Source organism: Paractinoplanes hotanensis (genome assembly GCF_023717965.1).
Classification (GTDB): Bacteria; Actinomycetota; Actinomycetes; order Mycobacteriales; family Micromonosporaceae; genus Actinoplanes; species Actinoplanes polyasparticus.
Genome location: NZ_JAMQOL010000041.1, coordinates 138,357 through 157,178 on the forward strand (window position 1 = coordinate 138,357; position 18,822 = coordinate 157,178).

An 18,822-nucleotide genomic window follows, 5' to 3' on the forward strand; every position below is an offset into this window, starting at 1 on the left:
CAGATCCGTCCGCTCCGGCCGCACCGGAACTCCGATCCAAGACCCACCGAATCCACCGGCCCACTGTGACACGCCACCACCGTGTCAGCTGAGCCCCGAGTCTCGCGACGGTCACGGATCGCCGGTCAGCCGGCCACCGCGGGCCGCGGAATCGCTACCACTGTCACCAAACGGTCCAGCCCGACGAAGTCATCGGGATTGGTCGTAAACAACGGAATGCGTTCGCCGCGGTCATGAGGTCGGCGATCCGCCGACGGGGCGTCCGGCCTGCCGCCCTGACAGCGGCACAGATCACGCCATAGGCCCGAGCCGCCTCGGCATCGAACGGAAGCGGATCGAATGTCGCTTCGGTGTGCTGCAAGACGCTGATCCGCCGAGCGCGTTCAGCTGGATCGTCCGTAAGGTGCGGACCGGCAGACAGCTCGGCCAGAGTCACCGAACTGATGACCATCTCGTCAGGAAGCAGCGAGAAGTCGAGCGCGGCCAGGTGGATGACGATATTGGTATCGATCAAGCCACGGACAGTCGGCTCACCAATCACGATCGAACGGATCCTGGTCGATGTCGGCGTCAAGATCGGCGCGGAACCGATCGGCGTCGATCATGGCGGCTGTGGCAAACGCCGCCCGCACGTGCTCACGCGGCACGTAGATGCGCCTTCTCAGCGGGATCAGCCGCCCGATCGGGGTTCCGTTTCGCGTAATGGTGAATGACTCGCCTCGCTCAACCCCACGCATGATCGCGCCGGAGTCGTTGCGCAACTCCCGCTGAGTGATCTCACGATGTGCCGGCTTGGCCATGGAAAGAGCTTACGTCGTGCTACAAGGCGCTACAACGTGTTACACGGTCTGTCCTCAGGGGGTGGCGAGGAGCTTGGCCAGGCGGGTGGCCTGGTTCTCCCAGCGCCACTCCTGTTCGACCCACGCCCGGCCGGCCGCACCCATCGCCTTGGCCTTGGCCTGGTCGGTCAGCAGGTCGGTGATGCGGGCGGCGATCGCCTCGACGTCGGTGCCGCCGACCACGTAGCCCGTCTCGCCCTCGCGGACGGCGTCGGGGGCGCCGCCGGAATCGCCGCCGACGACCGGCAGGCCGGTGGCCGACGCCTCGAGGTAGACGATGCCGAGGCCTTCGACGTCCAGACCGGCGGCCCGCGTGCGGCACGGCATGGCATAGACGTCGCCGGCCGCGTAGTGGGCCGGGAGCTCGGGCCACGGGACCGAGCCGGTGAAGACGACGTCGCGTTCCACGCCGCTCTCGCGGGCCAGGCGGGCCAGCTTCTCGCGGTAGGGGCCGCCGCTCACCAGCAGCAGCGCGGCGTCGGGGACGCGGCGGCGGATCGTGGGCAGGGCGCGGATCAGCATGTCCTGGCCCTTGCGGGGCACCAGCCGGGAGACGCAGACGACCACCGGGCGGCCGGTCAGGCCGTGGCGGGCGCGGACCTCACTGCCGTCGACGCCGGGGTGGAACGCGTCGACGTCGACGCCGGGGGCCAGGCGTTCGAGCGAGGTCAGGCCGTGCAGGGCCCGGTCGAGCCGGCTGCGCTGGTATTCGCCCAGGTAGGTGATCACGTCGTTGCCGCGGGCGATGCGGCGCAGCAGCGTGCGGGCGCCGGGCAGCGCGGCCCAGCCGATCTCGTGGCCGTGGGTGAGCGACACGGCCCGCTCGACGCCGGCCCGCCGGCGCAGACCCTCGGCCAGCAGGCCCAGCGGCGCCGCGGCCCCGAACCAGACCCGGTCGCACCCGTGGGCGCGCGCGACCTCGGCGGCCCGGCGGGCGACCGCCGGCGTCGGCAGCAGGGCGCCGGTCTGCTCGCGGACCACTTCGAAGGCCTGGTCGGCGTCGAAGGCCGGGGCGCCGCGCCAGGTGGAGGCGTAGACGACGAGCGACCCGGCCGGCTGCCGCAGGGCCAGGTTGTGGACGAACTGCTGGATGCCGCCGGGGCGGGGCGGGAAGTCGTTGGTGACCAGCAGGGTGCGGCCCATCAGCGGGCGCCCCGGGCGAAGGCGCGAGCGGCGGCCATGCGTTCCACCGTGGACGGGTGTGAGGCGAACAACGCGTGCTCCCAGGCGGGCGGATCGGGGTCGGAGAGGTTCACCGTACCGAGGCGGCGCTGCATGGCCTCGAACGTCGCCGGGTCACTGGTGAGGACGAGCGCGTGCTCGTCGGCCCGGGCCTCGATGCGCCGGGACACGAAGGCCTGGGCCGGGCCGGCGGCCAGGCCGGCCAGCGTGACCAGGGCGATGAGCAGGCCGATGGCTCTCGGCTCGCCGATGGAACCGACCCCGGCCCGGTCGAGCAGCCAGCCCCAGGATCCGAGCAGGAAGAGCGCGATCACCGCGGCCGCCGTGCCCAGGGCGCCGAGGATCGTGCCGGTCCAGACGTCGCCGTCCTTGGCGTGGCCGAGCTCGTGGGCGGCCACCGAGACGACCTCGGCCGGCTCGGCCTCGGTGAGCATCGTGTCGTAGACGACGATGCGCCGGGTCGGACCGAGACCGGAGACGTACGCGTTGACGGCCTTGGTGCGCCGGGACGCGTCGGCCACCAGCACGTCTTTCACCGGGACGCCGTCACGGGCCGCCAGCTCGACCAATTCCGTACGCAAGGGACCGTCGGCCATGGGGGTGAACTTGTTGAAGACCGGCTCGACCAGCACCGGCAGCACGAACGAGAGCAGCACCACCAGCCCGGCCGCCCCGGCCGCGCCGAACGCCCACCACCAGCGCGGCGCGAAGTGCGTGACCGTGTAGAAGCCGGCGAGCGCCAAACCGCCGATCACGGCGCTGACCGCGAACGACTTCAGCAGGTCGACCGACCACGCGCCCCAGGACTGGGTGGAGATGCCGTAGCGGACGACGATCGTGTGCCGCCAGGCGGCGAGCGGCAGCGTGACCACCTCGGCCACCAGGACCACCGCGAAGCCGCCGAGAACGGCCTGGGCCAGCCAGTGTCCGCCGAACGGGCGACCGGCCTGGGTGACCAGCCACGCGCCGACCGGAGTGAGCCCGATGACCAGGGCGATGACGAGCCCCAGAATCATCGACGCGTAGCTGCCGGGGCGCAGTTCGGAGCGGAAATCGCGGGCGCGGGCCACCTTGTCGGCCGGGAGCTGGCGCAGGGCGTCGATCTGGTCGGGGCGCGGGGCGGGCGGACGGTGCCACGGGATCATCAGGTAGGCCACCACGGCCAGCGCGACCAGCAGGACCGCCAGCGTGCCGGCCGCCCAGAGTCGATTCATGCCCACCTCCCCAACGCACCGTGACCGCCCATCCTAGAGACTCGTGATCACGCCACGTGACGCCCTCGCGGGTACATGGGGACCACCACGGGCGGGTCGGGCGTCTCGAGCAGCTCGACCTCGAAGCCGGCCAGCTCGAACACCTCGATCGCGCGCAACTCGCCTGGGGTCAGGTCGGCGATGCCGTCGGGGGTGTTCATCAGCGCGCCGACCAGGCAGCCCTTGCATTCGGCAGACCTCTGGTCGCAGCGACCGCAGTCGATGATCATCACTCCTCCTCCCCGGGTGGCGGCGCGACGTCAGAAGTCGCGGGCCGACCACCATCGGTAACCAGCACGCTAGGGGTGGGGTATGACAAAAACGGGAAACCGCAGCTCAGGACCGTGATAGGCGGCGCAGGAGCGAATCGGCGCCCATCGGGTACGCACCGTGGCGGCGGACGCCGTCGGCGACCTCGCGGTCGGACGAGATGACCACGATCGGGCGCCCCGCCGGCTCGCCCCGCACCAGCTGGCGGATCAGCTCGTCGGCGGTGTCGCCCTTGCGCGAGAACAGCACCCGGACCCCGCGCGGCGCCGGCGGCAGGCCGTGCACCCGCTCGGCGCCGTCGAAGACCACGGTCACCTCGTCACCGGTCTGGGCCGCGATGCCGCCGAGACCGGTCACGAGGCGCTTGCGCTGCTGCTCGAGCGACATCTCGGCGAAGCCGCGCTTGGTGACGTTGTAGCCGTCGACGATCAGGTGCGCCCGGGGCAGGGCGAGCAGCTGGTCGAGCCGGCCGGGGTCGTCCGTGTCCTGCGCGCGGGCCTGCGAGCGCTCGGGCGTGCCGGGACGGTCGGCCGAGGCGTCGGCCACGTAGTCGGCCGGCATCTTGTCGGCCGGGTTGAGCGCCAGCTCGCGGCGCAGCCCGGACGCGGCCTGGCCGATCGTCTCGATCAGCAGCCACAACCGGGCGTCGTCGGCGGCGCGGGCGTCCTTGGCCGCCGCCTTGCCCGTGGCCGCCAGCGCCTCGGCCTCGGCGAGGCGGGTCTTCAAGCGGCGCACCTCGGCATCGTGGTCGGCCGCGATACGCGACGCGCGCCCCTTCTCCGTGGCCAGCAGGTCGCTCGCGCGTTTTTGGGCGGCCTGCGCCTCGCGCAGGGCCTTGGCGGTGGCGCGCGACTCCTCCCGCAGCTGGCCGAGCTCTTCGCGGACACGGGCCAGTTCGTCACGCAGCTTGTCGGCCTCGACCTTGGCCACGGCCCGGTCGTGCTCGGCACGGGCGGCCCGCTGCTCGGCGTCACGCAGCTGGGCGGCGCTGGCGGCGCTGTCGGCCTCGGCCAGCACAGCGTGGCCCGCCGCGTCGACCAGCTCGCGCCAGCCGTCGGGCCGGGCCAGGTAGGCCAGGGCGGCCACCTCGACCGGGTCGGCCGCGGCCGGGGCCATGCCGGAGGCCACCGCGGCGCCCAGGTCACCCGTGTCGGTCACGACCCGGCCGCTGATGCGCTGGCGGAACAGCGGGTCGGCGGCCAACTGGGCGGCGATCTCACGCCCGCCGAGCCGGGCCCTGCGATTGGGGGCGAAACGGGCGACCTTGCGCATCTGCGCCGGCATCTCATCGGCCGGCAGGCCGGGCAGCGCGGCGGCGGCCAGCGCGGTGATCCGCTGGCGGACCGGTTCGGGCAGCACCGGTTCGGGTGCGAACTCCCCATCCGAAACGGCCGCCTCCTGATCGGGGCGGTCGCCGGGTGGCAGGAGCTCGGACATCTCCCCATTCTCCCACCGTGGGCCGGAGAAATGCTTGTCGAAGCAAGTGATCTTTTCCGGCGCCGCGCGCGTTCTTGTCGTACCCCCGCTCTAATCTCCCCGCCGTGGCACAACCGGCATATGTCCAGGGCACTCTGGACACGCTCCTCAGCGCTGACGGGTCCGTCGACCCGGCGGCGCTCTCCCTCGCCGACACCACTTTCGTGGTGCTCGACCTCGAGACGACCGGCGGTGCGGCCGACGGCGCCGGCATCACCGAGATCGGGGCGGTCAAGGTGCGCGGCGGTGAGGAGCTCGGTGTCTTCGCGACCCTGGTCAACCCGGGTGAGCGGCTGCCGCCCTTCATCACCGTCCTGACCGGCATCACCGAGGCGATGCTGGCCCCCGCCCCGCCGATCGAGACGGTGCTGCCCAGCCTGCTCGAGTTCCTGCGCGGCTCGGTGCTGGTGGCTCACAACGCGCCCTACGACGTCGGCTTCCTCAAGGCCGCCTGCGCCCGGCACGGCTACACCTGGCCCAACCCCCGCGTGCTCGACACGGCTGCGGTCGCCCGCCGCGCGCTGACCCGTGACGAGGTGCCCAACCGCAAGCTCGGCACGCTCGCCCAGTTCTTCCACGCCACCGTCCAGCCCACCCACCGCGCGCTCGACGACGCCCGGGCCACGGTCGACGTGCTGCACGGCCTGATCGAGCGGCTGGGCAGCTTCCGGGTCCACACGGTGGGCGACGCGATCGAGTTCGCCAAGGCGGTCACCCCCACCCAGCGCCGCCAGCGCCACCTCGCCGACGGCCTGCCCCACGTCCCCGGGGTCTACGTGTTCCGGGCGGGCGACGGGCGCGCGCTCTACGTGGGCAAGTCGAAAGACATCGCCACCCGCGTACGCAGCTACTTCACCGCCAGCGAGAAGCGGGCGCGCATCTCCGAGATGCTCGGCGCCGCCACCCGGGTCGAGGCGCTCGAGTGCGCCCACCCGCTCGAGGCCGAGGTGCGCGAGCTGCGGCTGATCGCGGCCCACTCCCCGCCCTACAACCGCCGGTCCAAGTATCCCGAGCGTGTCGTCTGGCTCAAGCTCACCGCCGAGGCCTATCCCCGGCTGTCGGTGGTCCGCACATTGGCCGACGACGGCGCGGCCTATCTGGGGCCGTTCTCGTCGCGCAAGACGGCCGAACTGGCCGCCGCGGGGGTCTACGACGCCGTTCCCCTGCGCCAGTGCAGCCACAAGCTCTCGGTGCGCACCCCCACGCCCGCGTGCGCTCTCGCCGAGCTGGGCCGCTGCCCCGCCCCCTGCGAACACAAGATCACCCCCGAGGCGTACGAGGCGACGGCCGCGCTGCCGTTCCGTTCCGCTCTCGACGGCGATCCGTCCCAGGTGGTCGACGCCCTGATGGACCGCATCGACACGCTCTCCGGCAAATGCCGCTACGAAGAGGCGGCCGTGCTGCGGTCCCGCCTGATCGCCCTGCTCCGGGCCACTGTGCGCATGCAGCGGCTGACCGCCATGACCAGGCTGGCCGAAATCGTCGCGGCCCGGCGCGACGGCATCGGCGGATGGGAGATCGTCGTCGTCCGGCACGGCCGGCTCGCCGCCGCGGCCACCTCGCCGCCCCGCGAGCATCCCCGGCCGACTCTCGAGGCGGTGCGCCTGACGGCCGAGACAGTCCTTCCCGGACGAGGCCCGGTCCCGGCCGCCTCCGCCGAGGAGACGGAGCGGATCCTGGCCTGGCTCGAACTCGCCGACACCCGGCTGGTGGAAACATCCGGCGACTGGGTGTCACCGGTTCGTGGCGCGGCGCGGTTCACTTCCCTGCTCAACCGGGCCGAGGCGGCCGCTTCGGGTAAAGACTCGTCCGTTCGCTCATCGGTAACTGACCGTTCGGATGACGCTCGCTCGCTTAGGCTGTAAGGCAAGTGGAATCCCGGGTCTGGTTCGCGGGGCTTCACGACGTTTTGGCCACCGGTTCCCGCGGTCCCCCGCGCGAGCGCCGCTGGCCCAGTGGTGAGGGGGTGTCCAGTGGACGTCGACGCCGGCCACGGCGCCGCCCTTGGACGTGCCCTGCCGACCCCCGAGCGCGAGATGTCGCTCACACAGCGTCTCCGCTCCTTCCTCAGCCTGCCCGGCAACGATGACGATCCAGTGACGACGCTGACGCGCGCCCACCGCACCGTGCATCCGTCGGCAGACGCGGGCGTCCTGCGACGCAGCTACGCGATCGCCGAGAACATGCACCGCGGCCAGATGCGCAAGTCGGGCGAGCCCTACATCACCCACCCGCTGGCCGTGGCTCAGATCTGCGCCGAGCTCGGCATGGACACGACCACCCTGGTCGCCGCCCTGCTCCACGACACGGTGGAAGACACCAGCTACACGCTCGAGGCGCTGCACGGCGACTTCGGCCCCGAGGTGACCCACCTCGTCGACGGGGTGACCAAGTTCGACAAGGCGTTCTACGGCAAGGCGGCCGAGGCCGAGACGATCCGCAAGATGATCGTGGCCGCCGGCAAGGACGTCCGCGTCCTGGTCATCAAGCTGGCCGACCGGCTGCACAACATGCGCACGCTGGACGCCCGCTCCCCCGCCTCCCGCGCCCGCATCGCCACCGCCACGCTCGACGTGCTGGTCCCGCTGTGCGACCGGCTCGGCATCCAGGCCCTCAAGCGCGACCTCGACGACGTGGTGCTCTTCCACCTCGAGCCCGACTCCTACGCGCGCATCGACGAGCACGTGAAGAACCGCCCCGGCTGGGACGACTATCTCGGCGAGGTCACTTCCCGGGCCCGCACCGCGCTGCGCCGCCAGCGGGTGGCAGCCGAGGTCACGCCCCGGCCGCGGCACTACTACTCGATCTGGAAAGACACGGTCGCCGGCGGCCACGCCGTCCCGTTCGACCTGCCCCGCATCGCGGTCGTGGTCGACGGCCCCGAGACCGACTGTTACGCCGCGCTCGGCGCGATCCACGGCCAGTGGCGCCCCGTGGCGGGCCGGTTCAAGGACTTCATCGCCTCCCCCAAGAACAACCTCTACCGCTCCCTGCACACCACCGTCACCGGCCCCGACGGCCGCCTGGTCGAGGTGCTGATCCGCACCCGGGCGATGCACCGCTACTCGGAATACGGCGTCGCCACGACCTACCGATATCCCAAGTACGCGGAAACCGCCGAGGCCTCGGGCGCCGACCAGCTGACCTGGTTGAAGCGGGTGCTCGACTGGCAGCAGGACACGACCGACGCCGCCCAGTTCCTCGCCTCGCTGCGCTGCGACCTCTCCGAGGGCCAGATCACGGTCTTCGCCCACGGGCACGCGTGCGAGCTGCCCAGCGGCTCCACCCCGGTCGACCTGGCCTACGAGCTCAGCCCGCAGAAGGGCGACCAGTGTCTGGCCGCGACGATCAACGGCCGGCTGGCCCCGCTCAGCTCGCAGCTCCGCGACGGCGACGTGGTCGAGATCTTCTCCGAGACAGACGGCCATATCGAGGTGGAGACGAACGCTCCGCGCGGCCCCCGCCGGGAGTGGCTCGGCTTCGTGAAATCGAGCCAGGCCCAGCTCCAGATCAACAAGTACTTCGACGAGAAGAACGAGCCCGGCATCAGCATCGCCGACAAGGTGCGCCTGGGCCGCGCCACGATCGGGCTGACCCTGCGCAAGCACGACCGGGGCCTGGCCAGCGAGGTGCCGCTGCGCCGCCTGGCCGAGGAACTGGGCTATCCCGATCTCGAAACCATGCTGGTCGCGGTGTGTGAACGCACCCTCGAGCCGGACACGGTGGTCGAACAGCTCATCGCCCTCGTCGACCACCCCGACTGATCGATCGCGCCGCGGCCCCGCGCGGTCAGCCGCACAGACGTACGCCACTTCGGAGGCGGCTGCGGCGCCCCGCTAGCCTTGCTCACGTGAGTTTTCCTCGGCGAGTGCGCGCGTACGCATATCAGGCGTTTTATCGCATGCCAAGTTCGCTGCGCCGAGCGGTCGTGATCCTGGTCGCCCCGAAATACCTGGTCGGCGCCGTCGCCGTGATCCGCGACTCCGAGTCCGGCAACCTGCTGCTGCTGCGCCAGCCGTCCAAAGCCGGCTGGAGCCTGCCCGCGGGCCTGCTGAAACGCCACGAGGAGCCGGCCGTCGGCGCCGCCCGCGAACTGTTCGAGGAGACGGGCGTCCGCATCGCCCCCGACGACCTGACCCCCGGCGTACCCAACGCGATCGTCCACCCCGTCGGCGTGGTCGACACCGTCTTCTTCGGCACGGTCGCCGCCACCCAGGCCCCCCTCGACATCGACGGCGGCGAGATCGTCGACGTGGGCTGGTTCCCCGTCGACGACCTCCCCCGCCTGACCGCCAACACGATCAAGCTCCTCGCGTGCTACGACCTGGCCCCCGAGCCCGCCACTCCTCAGCCCGCAGCTGAGCCCACCGCTGGGCCGGAAACCGGCACGAGGGATGACGGGGATCGGCCGTGACGACCGTCGCCGGGGTGGTGCTGGCAGCCGGCGAGGGGCAGCGGTTGCGGCCGCTGACCGAGCTGTTACCGAAGGCCCTCTGCCCGGTCGGCAACGTCGCCCTGCTCGACCGGGCGCTGGCCCGGCTGGCCGGTCTGGGCCTCACCGGGCCCGACTCGGTGGCGGTCAACGCCGCCTACCTGGCCGACCAGGTCGTGCGGCACGTCGGCGACCGCGCCCACCTCTCGGTCGAGCCCGACGGCCCGGTCGGCACCTCGGGCGGCGTGGGGCGCTTGAAGTCCTGGATCGACGGCCGCGGCGCGCTCGTCGGCAACGCCGACGCCTACCTGGCCGATCCCACCCGCGAGCCCGGCAAGGACATCGCCGCGCTGCTCGACGGCTGGGACGGCGAGACCGTCCGCATGCTCACCAAGCCCACACTGCCCGGCACCACGGGCGGCTTCAACGGCCGCCGTTTCACCGGCTTCTCGCTGCTGCCTTGGCGCTACATCCGCGACCTCTCCACGGAACAGAGCGATCTCGTACGCACAGTCTGGCGCCCGGCCGAGGCCGAGGGCACGCTCGAGTTGGTCAACTACGAGGGCGTCTACATCGACACCGGCACCCCGGCCGACTACCTCCTGGCCAACCTGCAGGCCACCCAGGGCGGATCCCTCGTGGACCGCACCGCCGAGGTCACCGGCGCCGTCACCAACTCGGTGGTCGGCGCCCGAGCCCAGGTGGCCGGCAACGTCACCCGCTGCGTCATCTGGCCCGGTGCCAGGGTCGACGCCACCGAGTCCCTCACGAACACCGTGCGCGCCCCCGGAAACCTCACCGTCCACGTGTGACCCCCGCGCCCGGACGAGCCGCTGCCGGCTTCCGGCCACCGATCCCGCACCCCGGTCCGCCACCCCGCCGCCCACCCGGCGCGCGGACCAGTGCCGCGGGAAGCGCTGCAGCCGTCCAGCCAGCCCGCGGACCAGCCACCCACCGGGCGCGCAGACCAGCCACCCAACCGCCGCGCAGACTGACGCGCAGACCGGCCGCCCAACCGGCGCACGGACCAGCCGCCCAACCAGCGCGCAGACCGGCCGCTCACTTGGCGCGCAGACCAGCCGCTCACCCGGCGCGCAGACCAGCCGCTCACCCGGCGAAGCAAATCCCGGGAATGAACGTCTCCGGCGGGTCGGCCCGGCGACGGCGATGAGTTCGGCGAGCGTGGGCGGTCTTACCGGGTGAAGGGAGACGACAACCATGGTTGTGCAGCAACGAGACGACGAGAAGCTCATCGGCGATCTGATCGAGGGGTGGGCGGCCGCCATCCGGGCCGGGGACCTGCCCGGCGTCGTGGCCGGGCACGCCGACGACATCGTGATGTTCGACGTGCCGCCGCCGCAGGACGGAGTGCGCGGCATCGACGCGTACCGGGAGACCTGGCCGCCGTTCTTCCGGTGGATCGAGTCGGGGGCCGTGTTCGAGATCGTGCGACTGGAGGTCACTGCGAGCACCGACGTGGCCTTCGCTCACGCCCTCCTACGCTGTGGCGAGCCCGCCGAGTTGGCCGCGTACCCCGACCGCCGCCTGCGGCTCACCCTGGGCCTGCGCAGGCAGGACGGCCGGTGGCTCGTGACCCACGAGCACCACTCGTTCCCGATCACGGGCGAGGGTTAGGGACCGGGCCACCCGCTTCTACGACGGCGGCAGCGGAGGTGTGACCGGTGCAACGGACGTTCAGTCGGCGTCGGGGAGGCCGATCGCGAAGGCGTCCTCGAGGTCGTGCTTCGAGTAGGCGCGGAACGCGATGTGCGACTCCGTGTTGAGCACGCCCGGCGTCTTGGAGATCTTGCCCGCGATGACCTCGGCGATGTCGTCGAACCGGGCGACACGGACGACCGCGATCAGGTCGACGTTGCCGGCGACCGAGTAGACCTCGCTGACGCCGTCGAGGGCCGCCAGTGCCTCGGCCACCTCGGGGATCGAGTCGGTGGCGCAGTCGATGTGCACGATCGCGGTGTTCACCTGCGGGCTCCTCGGCTGTGCGGGCTCAGTGGTCGCGACCATGCTATCCGCCGGGCCGCGCCGGTGAACGAAAAGGGGCCCGCCGAAGCGGGCCCCTTCGTCGTGCTGTGGTGTTACTTCCGGCCGGAAGTGATCTCTTCGCGGGTGTCGCCGCTGATCGGCGGCATACCGGGCGAGACTGGAGCCTCGGACGGCTTCTCGACCGGGTAGAAGAAGCCCTTGACCGCCGGCGCCAGGGCACCGACCCGGTTCATCTTCTTGGGAACGACCCAGCCGCCGTACTCGACCGGGAGCGGGTGGCCGTGGTCGTCGACCGGGCCGAGCGGCTGGTGGACCTCGACGAACTGCCCGTTGGGCAGGCGCCGGATGATGCCCGTCTCGACGCCGTGGGCCAGAACCTCGCGGTCGTGCTGCTGGAGACCCAGGCAGATGCGTACCGAGAGGTAGTAGGCCAGGGCGGGCAGAACGATCAGCCCGATCCGGCCGCCCCAGGTCATCGCGTTGAGGCTGATGTGGAACTTGTCGGCGATGACGTCGTTGGCGCCGGATAGGGTGGCCACGATGAAGAACGTGAACGCCATGGCGCCGATGCCGGTGCGCTCCGGGTTGTCGCGCGGGCGCTCCAGCAGGTTGTGGATGCGCTTGTCGCCGGTCTTGCGGGCCTCGAGCCACGGCCACGCCATCGGCGCGGTGGTGAAGAAGCCCAGGCCCACGACTGCCGGCCAGAACAGCGGCGGGATGCTGTAGTCGCCGATGTAGATCTGCCAGTTCGGCATGAGCCGGACCAGGCCGTCCATGAACATGACGTACCAGTCGGGCTGCGACGCCGAGGAGACCTCGGCGGCGCGGTACGGACCGAACAGCCAGATCGGGTTGATCTGGAACAGGCCGGCCAGCAGCGCCACCGTGCCGAAGACGGCCATGAAGAAGCCGCCCTGCTTGAGCGCGTAACGCGGGAACATGCGCTCGCCGACCACGTTGGTGTTCGTGCGCATCGGGCCGGGCCACTGGGTGTGCTTCTGCTTGAAGACCAGGCCCAGGTGGACGCTGATCAGGGCGAGCAGACCACCCGGGATGAGCAGCACGTGCGCGATGTAGAACCGGCCGATGATCAGGTGGCCCGGGAACTCGCCGCCGAAGATCGAGGCCGAGACCCACGTGCCGACCACCGGGATCGACAGCATGATCGCGGAGGCGATGCGCAGACCGGTGCCGGACAGGCCGTCGTCGGGAAGCGAGTAGCCGGTGAACCCGGCCAGGAAGCCCAGCAGGAACAGGGCCATGCCGATGACCCAGTTGATCTCGCGCGGCTTGCGGTAGGCGCCGGTGAAGAAGATGCGCGCCATGTGCACGACGATCGCCGCCATGAACAGCAGCGCCGCCCAGTGGTGCATCTGGCGCATGAACAGACCGCCGCGCACCTCGAACGAGAGGTGCAGCGACGACGCGTACGCCTGGGACATCTCCGTGCCGCGCAGCGCCGGGTAGGCGCCCTGATAGGCGGTCTCTGTCATCGACGGGTCGAAGAACAGGGTCAGGAAGACGCCCGTGAGCAGCAGGATGATGAACGAGAAGAGCGCGATCTCACCGAGCAGGAAGGACCAGTGGTCGGGGAAGACCTTGTTGAGCAGGGCACGCAGGGGCGTGGAGGCCTGGAACCGCTCGTCTACGCCCTTGGCGAAGGTGACCGGCGCCTGTTGAAGATCGGCTTTGCCTGTTCGGCGCTTCACGGCCGCTCCCAGAAGTCAGGTCCGACGGTGTCCTTGAAGTCGGACGTTGCCACGAAGTAGCCCTCCTCGTCCACCCCGAGCGGCAGCATCGGCAGCCGCCGGGTGGCGGGACCGAAGATCGGCTGCGCGTTCCGGGTGATCAGGAACTGCGACTGGTGGCAGGGGCACAGCAGGCGGTTGGTCTGCTGTTCGTAAAGGCTAGCCGGGCAACCGGCGTGGGTGCAGATCTTGGAGTACGCGACGTAGTTGCCCCACATCGACCCGGCGTTGCGGCGGTCGGCAGCGGCGTTGTTCCGCGTCTCCTCCGCGTCGTCGGGCCGCAGGTGGATCAGCAGGGTCGGCGAGTCGGCGTACTCGTTGGTCGCGCCGTGCGGGACGCCGGGGAAGACCGTCATCTGGCCGCCGGTGCTCACGTCCTCGGGCCGGATCGGAGTGCCGTCGTCACGCGTGAGCCGCACCAGGTTGCCGCCGTTCTTGACCGGGCTGAAGCCGGTCGTGAACAGGTCGGGCTGATCCGCCTTGTGCGGGTTCTCGATCAGGCCGCCGATCAGCGGGGCCGCGGCGACCAGGCCGATCGGCGCCAAACCGAAGCCGATCGCGCCCTTGAGCAGCGGCCGACGCTGAACGCCCTGGTTGAGCTCGTCACCGACGAAGAGCATGGTCTGGCCGGTGATCTTCTGCTCGTCGGTCGGCGACGCGCCGTCGTGCCGGGCCTGGATCGACACCTCGTGCGGCAGCAGCTTCTTGGCCCAGGCCAGGATCGCGAAGCCCACCGCGAACAGCGAGATGCCGAGCGTGATGCCGAGCAGCGGGGTGTAGTAGTCGCCCATCGTGTGCCCGAGCTCGAACCGCCACGGCCAGAAGATGTAGAAGCCGAGGAAGGCGAACGCGGCCAGGCCCGCGATGATGAACAGGAGCGCGATGTTGCGGACGACGCGCTTCTCGGCCTTCGAGTTCGTGCCGTGGAACTGCGACTCGTACGTGATCACCTCGATCTCGTCGCGGCGCAGTCCCTCCTTCACGATGTCGAAGCGGCTGAGCCTCGGGTCGTCGACGTCCACCGGCTCGGGAGCGTCGGGTGCGTCGTGATGCAGCGTGGTCATGACTTCCCCGCAATCCACAGCGACGTGAAGACCAGCAGCGTGATGCCGACGAGGAAGATCGCGACGCCCTCGGTCGACGGACCGTAGCGGCCCAGGTTGAACAGACCGCCCGGGTCCTTGTCCTCCTGCAGCTGCAGGGTGATGTAGGTGATGATCTCGCGCTTCTCTTCCGGCGTGAGCTGGTTGTCACCGAAGACCGGCATGTTCTGCGGGCCGCTCAGCATCGCCGCGTACATCTCTTCGGGCGTGGCGGCGTGCAGGGCCGGAGCGAACTTGCCCGAGGACAGCGCGCCGCCGCCACCGCCGAAGCCGTGGCACGAGGTGCAGTTGACCCGGAACAGCTCGCCGCCGCGGGCGATCGCCTCGGGGTTGTCCTCGAGGTTCTCGACCAGCTCACCCTCGGGCAGCTGGGGGCCTCCACCCAGCTCCTGGATGTACTGGCCGAGCTGCTTGACCTGGTTCTTGTCGAACTGCGGCTTCTTCTTCTCGGCCTGCGCCTCCTGGCGGGTCATCGGCATGCGGCCGGTGCCCACCTGGAACTCGACCGACGCCGAGCCCACGCCGATCAGGCTGGGACCGCGGTCGTCGACACCCTGGCCGTCGCGGCCGTGGCAGGAGATGCAGCTGTTGTCGTACAGCTGCTTGCCCTCTTGCGCGGTGGCGGAGAGCTGCTTCGGCTCGTCGGCGAACGCGCCCGGAGCGAAGGCGGTGTAGACGCCGCCGGCAAGCGCCAGGGCGGCGAGCATGCGCACCGCCGCGCCAAGACGCCGGCGCGCCCGGCTCGGCACGCCGCGCCGCCGGGAGAACACCCGGAGGCGCCGGCGGGCGGGGGTGTCAGAAGTCATGGGTTGTATCCCTCTGCGTTGAGACCTGTTGCTCATGGACGAAGGCGGGGTCTACTGCAGCCAATAGATCATGGCGAACAGCGCGATCCACACGATGTCCACGAAGTGCCAGTAGTACGACACGACGATCGCCGAGGTGGCCTGCGCCGGGGTGAACCTACCCATGGTCGTACGGATCATGTAGACGATGAAGGCGATCAGACCGCCGGTGACGTGCAGGCCGTGGAAGCCCGTCGTCAGGTAGAACATCGAGCCGTAACCGTCGCCGTTGAGCTTGATGCCCTCGTGGACGAGGTTGCGGTACTCGTTCGCCTGCCCGAGCACGAAGATCAGGCCCATCACGAAGGTGATGGTGAACCAGCGCCGCAGCGCGAACACATCACCCTTCTCCGCCGCGAACACGCCGAGCTGGCACGTGACCGAGGAGAGCACCAGGATCACCGTGAAGGTCGTCGCGTACGGGATCTCGAGATGCTGGGTGTGCTCCTCCCACTGCTCGGGCGCCGCCGCGCGGATCGAGAAGTACATCGCGAACAGTGCCGCGAAGAACATGAGCTCGCTGGAGAGCCACACGATCGTCCCGACGCTGACCATGTTCGGTCGCGTCAGCGAGTGGATCCGGCTCTTGTCGATGGCTGAGGCCGCTGTCACGAGGCTCATTATTGCCCCGCGATCAGTGCAACGTGCTGCGGGGGGTCGAATTCAGGCACGAGTTGCAGCCCGGAATTACTGGCCGCCACCGGATGGGCCTAGCCTCGGGTGGTGCACCTAGCCGAAATGCCCACACTCGCCGCCGCGAGCGGGGATACTGTTCTTCCGCCGTTCAGCCCGGGCGCGATCTTCACCGAGATCCACCTGGGCAGCCTGGTCGCCTTGTTCCTGCTGGTGGCGGCCGCGCTCTACGGCTACGGCGTCTACCGGCTGCGGCAGCGGGGCGACGTCTGGCCGGTGGGCCGGACGGTGGCGTTCGTCGTCGGTGGACTGGGCTCGATCGCGTCGGTGACGGTCACCGGGATCGAGGCGTACGACACCACGCTGCTCTCGGTGCACATGGTCCAGCACATGGTGCTGTCCATGGTGGGCCCGATCTTCCTCGCGCTCGGCGCCCCGGTCACGCTGGCCCTGCGTACGCTGCCCGTCCCCGCCCGCCGCCAGGTGCTCGCGGTGCTGCACAGCCGGGTCGCCCGCGTCCTGACCTTCCCGCTGGTCGCGTTCGGCATCTTCGTGGCCAACCCGTTCGTCCTGTACTTCACCGACCTCTACCGGCAGACGCTGCTGCACTCGTGGCTGCACGAGTTCATCCACATCCACTTCATCGTCACCGGCTGCCTGTTCTTCTGGCCGCTGCTGGGGCTCGACCCGCTGCCCAACCGCTGGCCCTACCCCGGCCGCGCGCTGCTCATGGTGCTGTCGGTGCCGTTCCACACGGTGCTCGGCCTGACGATCATGCAGAGCCCGACGCTGCTGGCCGGCGACTACTACAACAGCCTCGGCCTGAGCTGGACCGACCCCAAGGCCGACCAGGTCACGGCGGGCGGCATCCTGTGGGCCGGGGGCGAGATCGTCAGCGTCACGATGCTCGGCATCCTGATCCTGCAGTGGGTGCGCCAGTCCGAACGCGAGGCCCGCCGGATCGACCGCGCCCTGGACCGGCAGGAGGCCGAGGAGGCCGCCGGGCGGGCCCGCGAAGATGCTGCCAAGATCACAAACGGAGCACCCGCCGACACCCGCGCACCGGGTTCCGACACGGCGTAGTGGGTTCCGTTACGATCGGCGGGCGCGTACCCGCCCGAGCAGCCATAAAATTCTCCATGGACAACGTGAGCCGAGGCACAACAAATGAGCGATGCGCAGGTCACTCAGTACACGGTCCTCCTCTACAGCGACGACGCCGCTGTACGTGACCGCATCCGGCAGGCCATCGGCGTGCGTCCGGCCGCCGACCTCCGGGTCGAGTTCACCGACGCCTCCACCTGGGAGGACTGCCGCGACCTGCTCGACAAGTACGAGATCGACCTGATGGTGCTCGACGGCGAGGCGTCCCCGGCCGGCGGCCTGGGCATCGCCCGGCAGACCAAGGACGAGTACGCCACTCCCCCGCCGGTGTGCGTGGTCCTGGCGCGCGCCGCCGACCGCTGGCTGGCCGCCTACGCCCAGGTCGACCAGACCCTGGTCATGCCGCTCGACCCGGTCACCACCGGGCAGACGGTGGCCGCGATGCTCCGGGCCCGCCGCAACGGCGCCATCCCGCTGGGCACGCTCGGCCAGATCCCCTGACCCGCACCCACTGACCCGCATCCCCGAAGGGGCCCCGCCATGGGCGCACGCACCTGGCCGAATCTGACGAGCGCCCTGCTGCGCGGCGAGGAACTCGGGACAGCCGACACCGCCTGGGCCATGGGCGAGATCATGACGGGCAACGCCACCCCGGCCCAGATCGCCGGTTTCGCGATCGCGCTGCGGGCCAAGGGCGAGACGCCGGACGAGCTGGCCGGCCTGGTCGAGGCCATGCTGGCCAACGCCGCCCGCGTCGAACTGCCCGAAGAGGTCCGCACCCGCGCGGTCGACGTCGTCGGCACGGGCGGCGACCGGGCCAACACCGTGAACATCTCCACGATGGCGGCGATCATCACAGCCGCCTCGGGTGTGACAGTGGTCAAACACGGCAACAGGTCGGCCTCCTCGACGACCGGCACCGCCGATCTGCTCGAGCACTTCGGCATCCCGCTCGACCTCGGCCCCGAGGGCGTGGTGAGCACGGTGACCGGCGCCGGCATCGGCTTCTGCTTCGCCGCCCGCTACCACCCCGGCATGCGGCACGCCGCGGTCACGCGTCGTGAGCTCGGCGTGCCCACGTTCTTCAACGTCCTGGGCCCGCTGACCAACCCGGCCCGGCCGACCGCGGCCGCGGTCGGCTGCTTCGACCAGCGGATGGCGCCCGTGATGGCGGCGGTGTTCGCCGCCCGCGGCGACTCGGCGCTGGTCATGCGGGGCGAGGACGGGCTCGACGAGTTCACCACGGGCGCGCCGACACGGGTCTGGCAGGCCGGCGACGGCAAGGTCGAGGAGCACCTGATCGACGCCGTTGAACTGGGCCTGCCCCGCAGCGAGCCGGCCGCCCTGCGCGGTGGCGACGCCGCGTTCAATGCCGACGTGGCCCACCGCACGTTCGCCGGCGAGCCCGGCGCGGTACGCGATGCCGTCGTGCTCAACGTGGCGGCCGCCCTCGCCGCTCAGAGTGGCTTCCCCGGCGACCTGAGAGACACGCTGCGGGCCGGAATAGTCCGAGCCCAGGAGACGATCGATTCCGGGGCCGCGACGGCTCTGCTGGCCCGCTGGGTGGACGCGGCCCGGCAGGCCAAAGCCGCCGAATAGGCCAGACCTGGCGGCGGCTTCGATGAGCTGCCGGCCCCGGCTCCGAGGTTGGGCAAAGTCACAGCGGACACGCCGGGCCCAATACTCCCAAATGCCCCAAACACGTGGCAGCGTCGGAATCAGTTTCGGGTAATCCACCTTCCGGCGAAGAGAGGAGCCACCCGTGTCCGATCGAGAACCACGCTGTGTCATCTGCGACGGCGACATGATGTTCGAGGTCCCGGCGGAGGAGCTCGTTTGCACCCGCTGCGGCGCCGCCGAGGTCGTCGCCCCTATCGTCGCCCACCTGTGGCTTAGCCACCCCACCCCGCCCCGCCGCATAGCGCCCCAGCAG

At 70.6% G+C, this 18,822-nt stretch carries 18 protein-coding genes and 1 pseudogene; 8 read left to right on the forward strand and 11 right to left on the reverse strand.

Annotated elements, in window-relative coordinates; genetic code table 11:
• Window positions 1-163: 163 nt before the first annotated feature.
• The 6 genes from LXN57_RS28845 to LXN57_RS28870 all read right to left on the reverse strand — a co-directional run bounded on the left by LXN57_RS28845 (window position 164) and on the right by LXN57_RS28870 (window position 4,981).
• The gene (locus LXN57_RS28845) at window positions 164-514 is read right to left on the reverse strand and encodes a type II toxin-antitoxin system VapC family toxin (RefSeq protein ID WP_251801348.1); all 351 of its coding nucleotides are present in this window, start codon (window positions 512-514) and stop codon (window positions 164-166) included.
• 16 nt (window positions 515-530) lie between these two features.
• A complete protein-coding gene (locus LXN57_RS28850) occupies window positions 531-800 on the reverse strand; it encodes a type II toxin-antitoxin system Phd/YefM family antitoxin (RefSeq protein ID WP_251801349.1) in 270 nt (89 codons plus the stop codon).
• Between the two features lie 54 nt (window positions 801-854).
• Window positions 855-1,982 (reverse strand): glycosyltransferase family 4 protein, encoded by a 1,128-nt coding sequence (locus tag LXN57_RS28855; RefSeq protein WP_251801350.1) that lies wholly within the window; start codon window positions 1,980-1,982, stop codon window positions 855-857.
• Window positions 1,982-3,235: a M48 family metallopeptidase gene (locus LXN57_RS28860; protein WP_251801351.1), complete on the reverse strand. Its 1,254-nt coding sequence runs from the start codon at window positions 3,233-3,235 to the stop codon at window positions 1,982-1,984. Before LXN57_RS28860 ends, LXN57_RS28855 begins: the two co-directional genes overlap by 1 nt.
• A gap of 47 nt (window positions 3,236-3,282) precedes the next feature.
• On the reverse strand, window positions 3,283-3,504 hold the full coding sequence (locus LXN57_RS28865; protein WP_221376186.1) for a hypothetical protein: 222 nt from the start codon (window positions 3,502-3,504) through the stop codon (window positions 3,283-3,285).
• Window positions 3,505-3,610: 106 nt separating this feature from the next.
• Window positions 3,611-4,981 (reverse strand): NYN domain-containing protein, encoded by a 1,371-nt coding sequence (locus LXN57_RS28870; RefSeq protein ID WP_251801352.1) that lies wholly within the window; start codon window positions 4,979-4,981, stop codon window positions 3,611-3,613.
• Window positions 4,982-5,085: 104 nt separating this feature from the next.
• Here LXN57_RS28870 and LXN57_RS28875 point away from each other — a divergent pair, with 104 nt between their 5' ends.
• From LXN57_RS28875 to LXN57_RS28895, 5 genes and pseudogenes are all read left to right on the forward strand, one after another.
• Window positions 5,086-6,885, forward strand: a complete 1,800-nt coding sequence (locus tag LXN57_RS28875) for a DEDD exonuclease domain-containing protein (protein WP_251801353.1) — start codon at window positions 5,086-5,088, stop codon at window positions 6,883-6,885.
• 108 nt (window positions 6,886-6,993) lie between these two features.
• A complete protein-coding gene (locus LXN57_RS28880) occupies window positions 6,994-8,784 on the forward strand; it encodes a RelA/SpoT family protein (RefSeq protein ID WP_251801354.1) in 1,791 nt (596 codons plus the stop codon).
• A 137-nt stretch (window positions 8,785-8,921) separates the two neighbouring features.
• Window positions 8,922-9,434 (forward strand): NUDIX domain-containing protein, encoded by a 513-nt coding sequence (locus LXN57_RS28885; RefSeq protein ID WP_251801355.1) that lies wholly within the window; start codon window positions 8,922-8,924, stop codon window positions 9,432-9,434.
• Entirely contained in the window at window positions 9,431-10,264 is an 834-nt protein-coding gene (locus LXN57_RS28890) for a sugar phosphate nucleotidyltransferase (RefSeq protein WP_251801356.1), read from the forward strand. The genes LXN57_RS28885 and LXN57_RS28890 overlap by 4 nt, the downstream gene beginning before the upstream one ends.
• 406 nt (window positions 10,265-10,670) lie before the next feature.
• Window positions 10,671-11,072 (forward strand): annotated as a pseudogene (locus LXN57_RS28895) (YybH family protein); the annotation flags it as partial.
• Window positions 11,073-11,147: 75 nt separating this feature from the next.
• Here LXN57_RS28895 and LXN57_RS28900 read toward each other — a convergent pair.
• The 5 genes from LXN57_RS28900 to ctaE form a co-directional block, all read right to left on the reverse strand.
• Window positions 11,148-11,435, reverse strand: a complete 288-nt coding sequence (locus LXN57_RS28900; protein WP_251801357.1) for an Lrp/AsnC family transcriptional regulator — start codon at window positions 11,433-11,435, stop codon at window positions 11,148-11,150.
• 113 nt (window positions 11,436-11,548) lie between these two features.
• Entirely contained in the window at window positions 11,549-13,165 is a 1,617-nt protein-coding gene (qcrB, locus tag LXN57_RS28905) for a cytochrome bc1 complex cytochrome b subunit (RefSeq protein ID WP_251801358.1), read from the reverse strand.
• The gene (gene qcrA, locus LXN57_RS28910) at window positions 13,162-14,268 is read right to left on the reverse strand and encodes a cytochrome bc1 complex Rieske iron-sulfur subunit (RefSeq protein WP_251801359.1); all 1,107 of its coding nucleotides are present in this window, start codon (window positions 14,266-14,268) and stop codon (window positions 13,162-13,164) included. The genes qcrB and qcrA overlap by 4 nt, the downstream gene beginning before the upstream one ends.
• A complete protein-coding gene (gene qcrC / locus LXN57_RS28915; protein WP_251801360.1) occupies window positions 14,265-15,113 on the reverse strand; it encodes a cytochrome bc1 complex diheme cytochrome c subunit in 849 nt (282 codons plus the stop codon). The genes qcrA and qcrC overlap by 4 nt, the downstream gene beginning before the upstream one ends.
• Window positions 15,114-15,164: 51 nt before the next feature.
• The gene (gene ctaE / locus LXN57_RS28920; protein WP_221376195.1) at window positions 15,165-15,764 is read right to left on the reverse strand and encodes an aa3-type cytochrome oxidase subunit III; all 600 of its coding nucleotides are present in this window, start codon (window positions 15,762-15,764) and stop codon (window positions 15,165-15,167) included.
• 126 nt (window positions 15,765-15,890) lie between these two features.
• Here ctaE and LXN57_RS28925 point away from each other — a divergent pair, with 126 nt between their 5' ends.
• The 3 genes from LXN57_RS28925 (at window position 15,891) to trpD (ending at window position 18,488) form a co-directional block, all read left to right on the forward strand.
• On the forward strand, window positions 15,891-16,868 hold the full coding sequence (locus LXN57_RS28925; protein ID WP_251801416.1) for a cytochrome c oxidase assembly protein: 978 nt from the start codon (window positions 15,891-15,893) through the stop codon (window positions 16,866-16,868).
• A gap of 84 nt (window positions 16,869-16,952) precedes the next feature.
• Window positions 16,953-17,390 carry a hypothetical protein gene (locus tag LXN57_RS28930; protein ID WP_251801361.1) on the forward strand — a complete coding sequence of 146 codons (438 nt, stop codon included), beginning with the start codon at window positions 16,953-16,955 and terminating at the stop codon, window positions 17,388-17,390.
• A gap of 39 nt (window positions 17,391-17,429) precedes the next feature.
• Window positions 17,430-18,488, forward strand: a complete 1,059-nt coding sequence (gene trpD / locus LXN57_RS28935; protein WP_251801362.1) for an anthranilate phosphoribosyltransferase — start codon at window positions 17,430-17,432, stop codon at window positions 18,486-18,488.
• The last annotated feature ends 334 nt before the right edge of the window (window positions 18,489-18,822 follow it).

Bases quoted from the DNA above. Each gene is read 5' to 3' on its own strand.
- LXN57_RS28850 (WP_251801349.1), bottom strand. From the start codon at position 800: ATGGCCAAGCCGGCACATCGTGAGATCACTCAGCGGGAGTTGCGCAAC.
- LXN57_RS28855 (WP_251801350.1), bottom strand. From the start codon at position 1,982: ATGGGCCGCACCCTGCTGGTCACCAACGACTTCCCGCCCCGCCCCGGC.
- LXN57_RS28860 (WP_251801351.1), bottom strand. From the start codon at position 3,235: ATGAATCGACTCTGGGCGGCCGGCACGCTGGCGGTCCTGCTGGTCGCG.
- LXN57_RS28865 (WP_221376186.1), bottom strand. From the start codon at position 3,504: ATGATCATCGACTGCGGTCGCTGCGACCAGAGGTCTGCCGAATGCAAG.
- LXN57_RS28870 (WP_251801352.1), bottom strand. From the start codon at position 4,981: ATGTCCGAGCTCCTGCCACCCGGCGACCGCCCCGATCAGGAGGCGGCC.
- LXN57_RS28885 (WP_251801355.1), top strand. From the start codon at position 8,922: ATGCCAAGTTCGCTGCGCCGAGCGGTCGTGATCCTGGTCGCCCCGAAA.
- qcrA (WP_251801359.1), bottom strand. From the start codon at position 14,268: ATGACCACGCTGCATCACGACGCACCCGACGCTCCCGAGCCGGTGGAC.
- qcrC (WP_251801360.1), bottom strand. From the start codon at position 15,113: ATGACTTCTGACACCCCCGCCCGCCGGCGCCTCCGGGTGTTCTCCCGG.
- LXN57_RS28925 (WP_251801416.1), top strand. From the start codon at position 15,891: ATGCCCACACTCGCCGCCGCGAGCGGGGATACTGTTCTTCCGCCGTTC.
- LXN57_RS28930 (WP_251801361.1), top strand. From the start codon at position 16,953: ATGAGCGATGCGCAGGTCACTCAGTACACGGTCCTCCTCTACAGCGAC.
- trpD (WP_251801362.1), top strand. From the start codon at position 17,430: ATGGGCGCACGCACCTGGCCGAATCTGACGAGCGCCCTGCTGCGCGGC.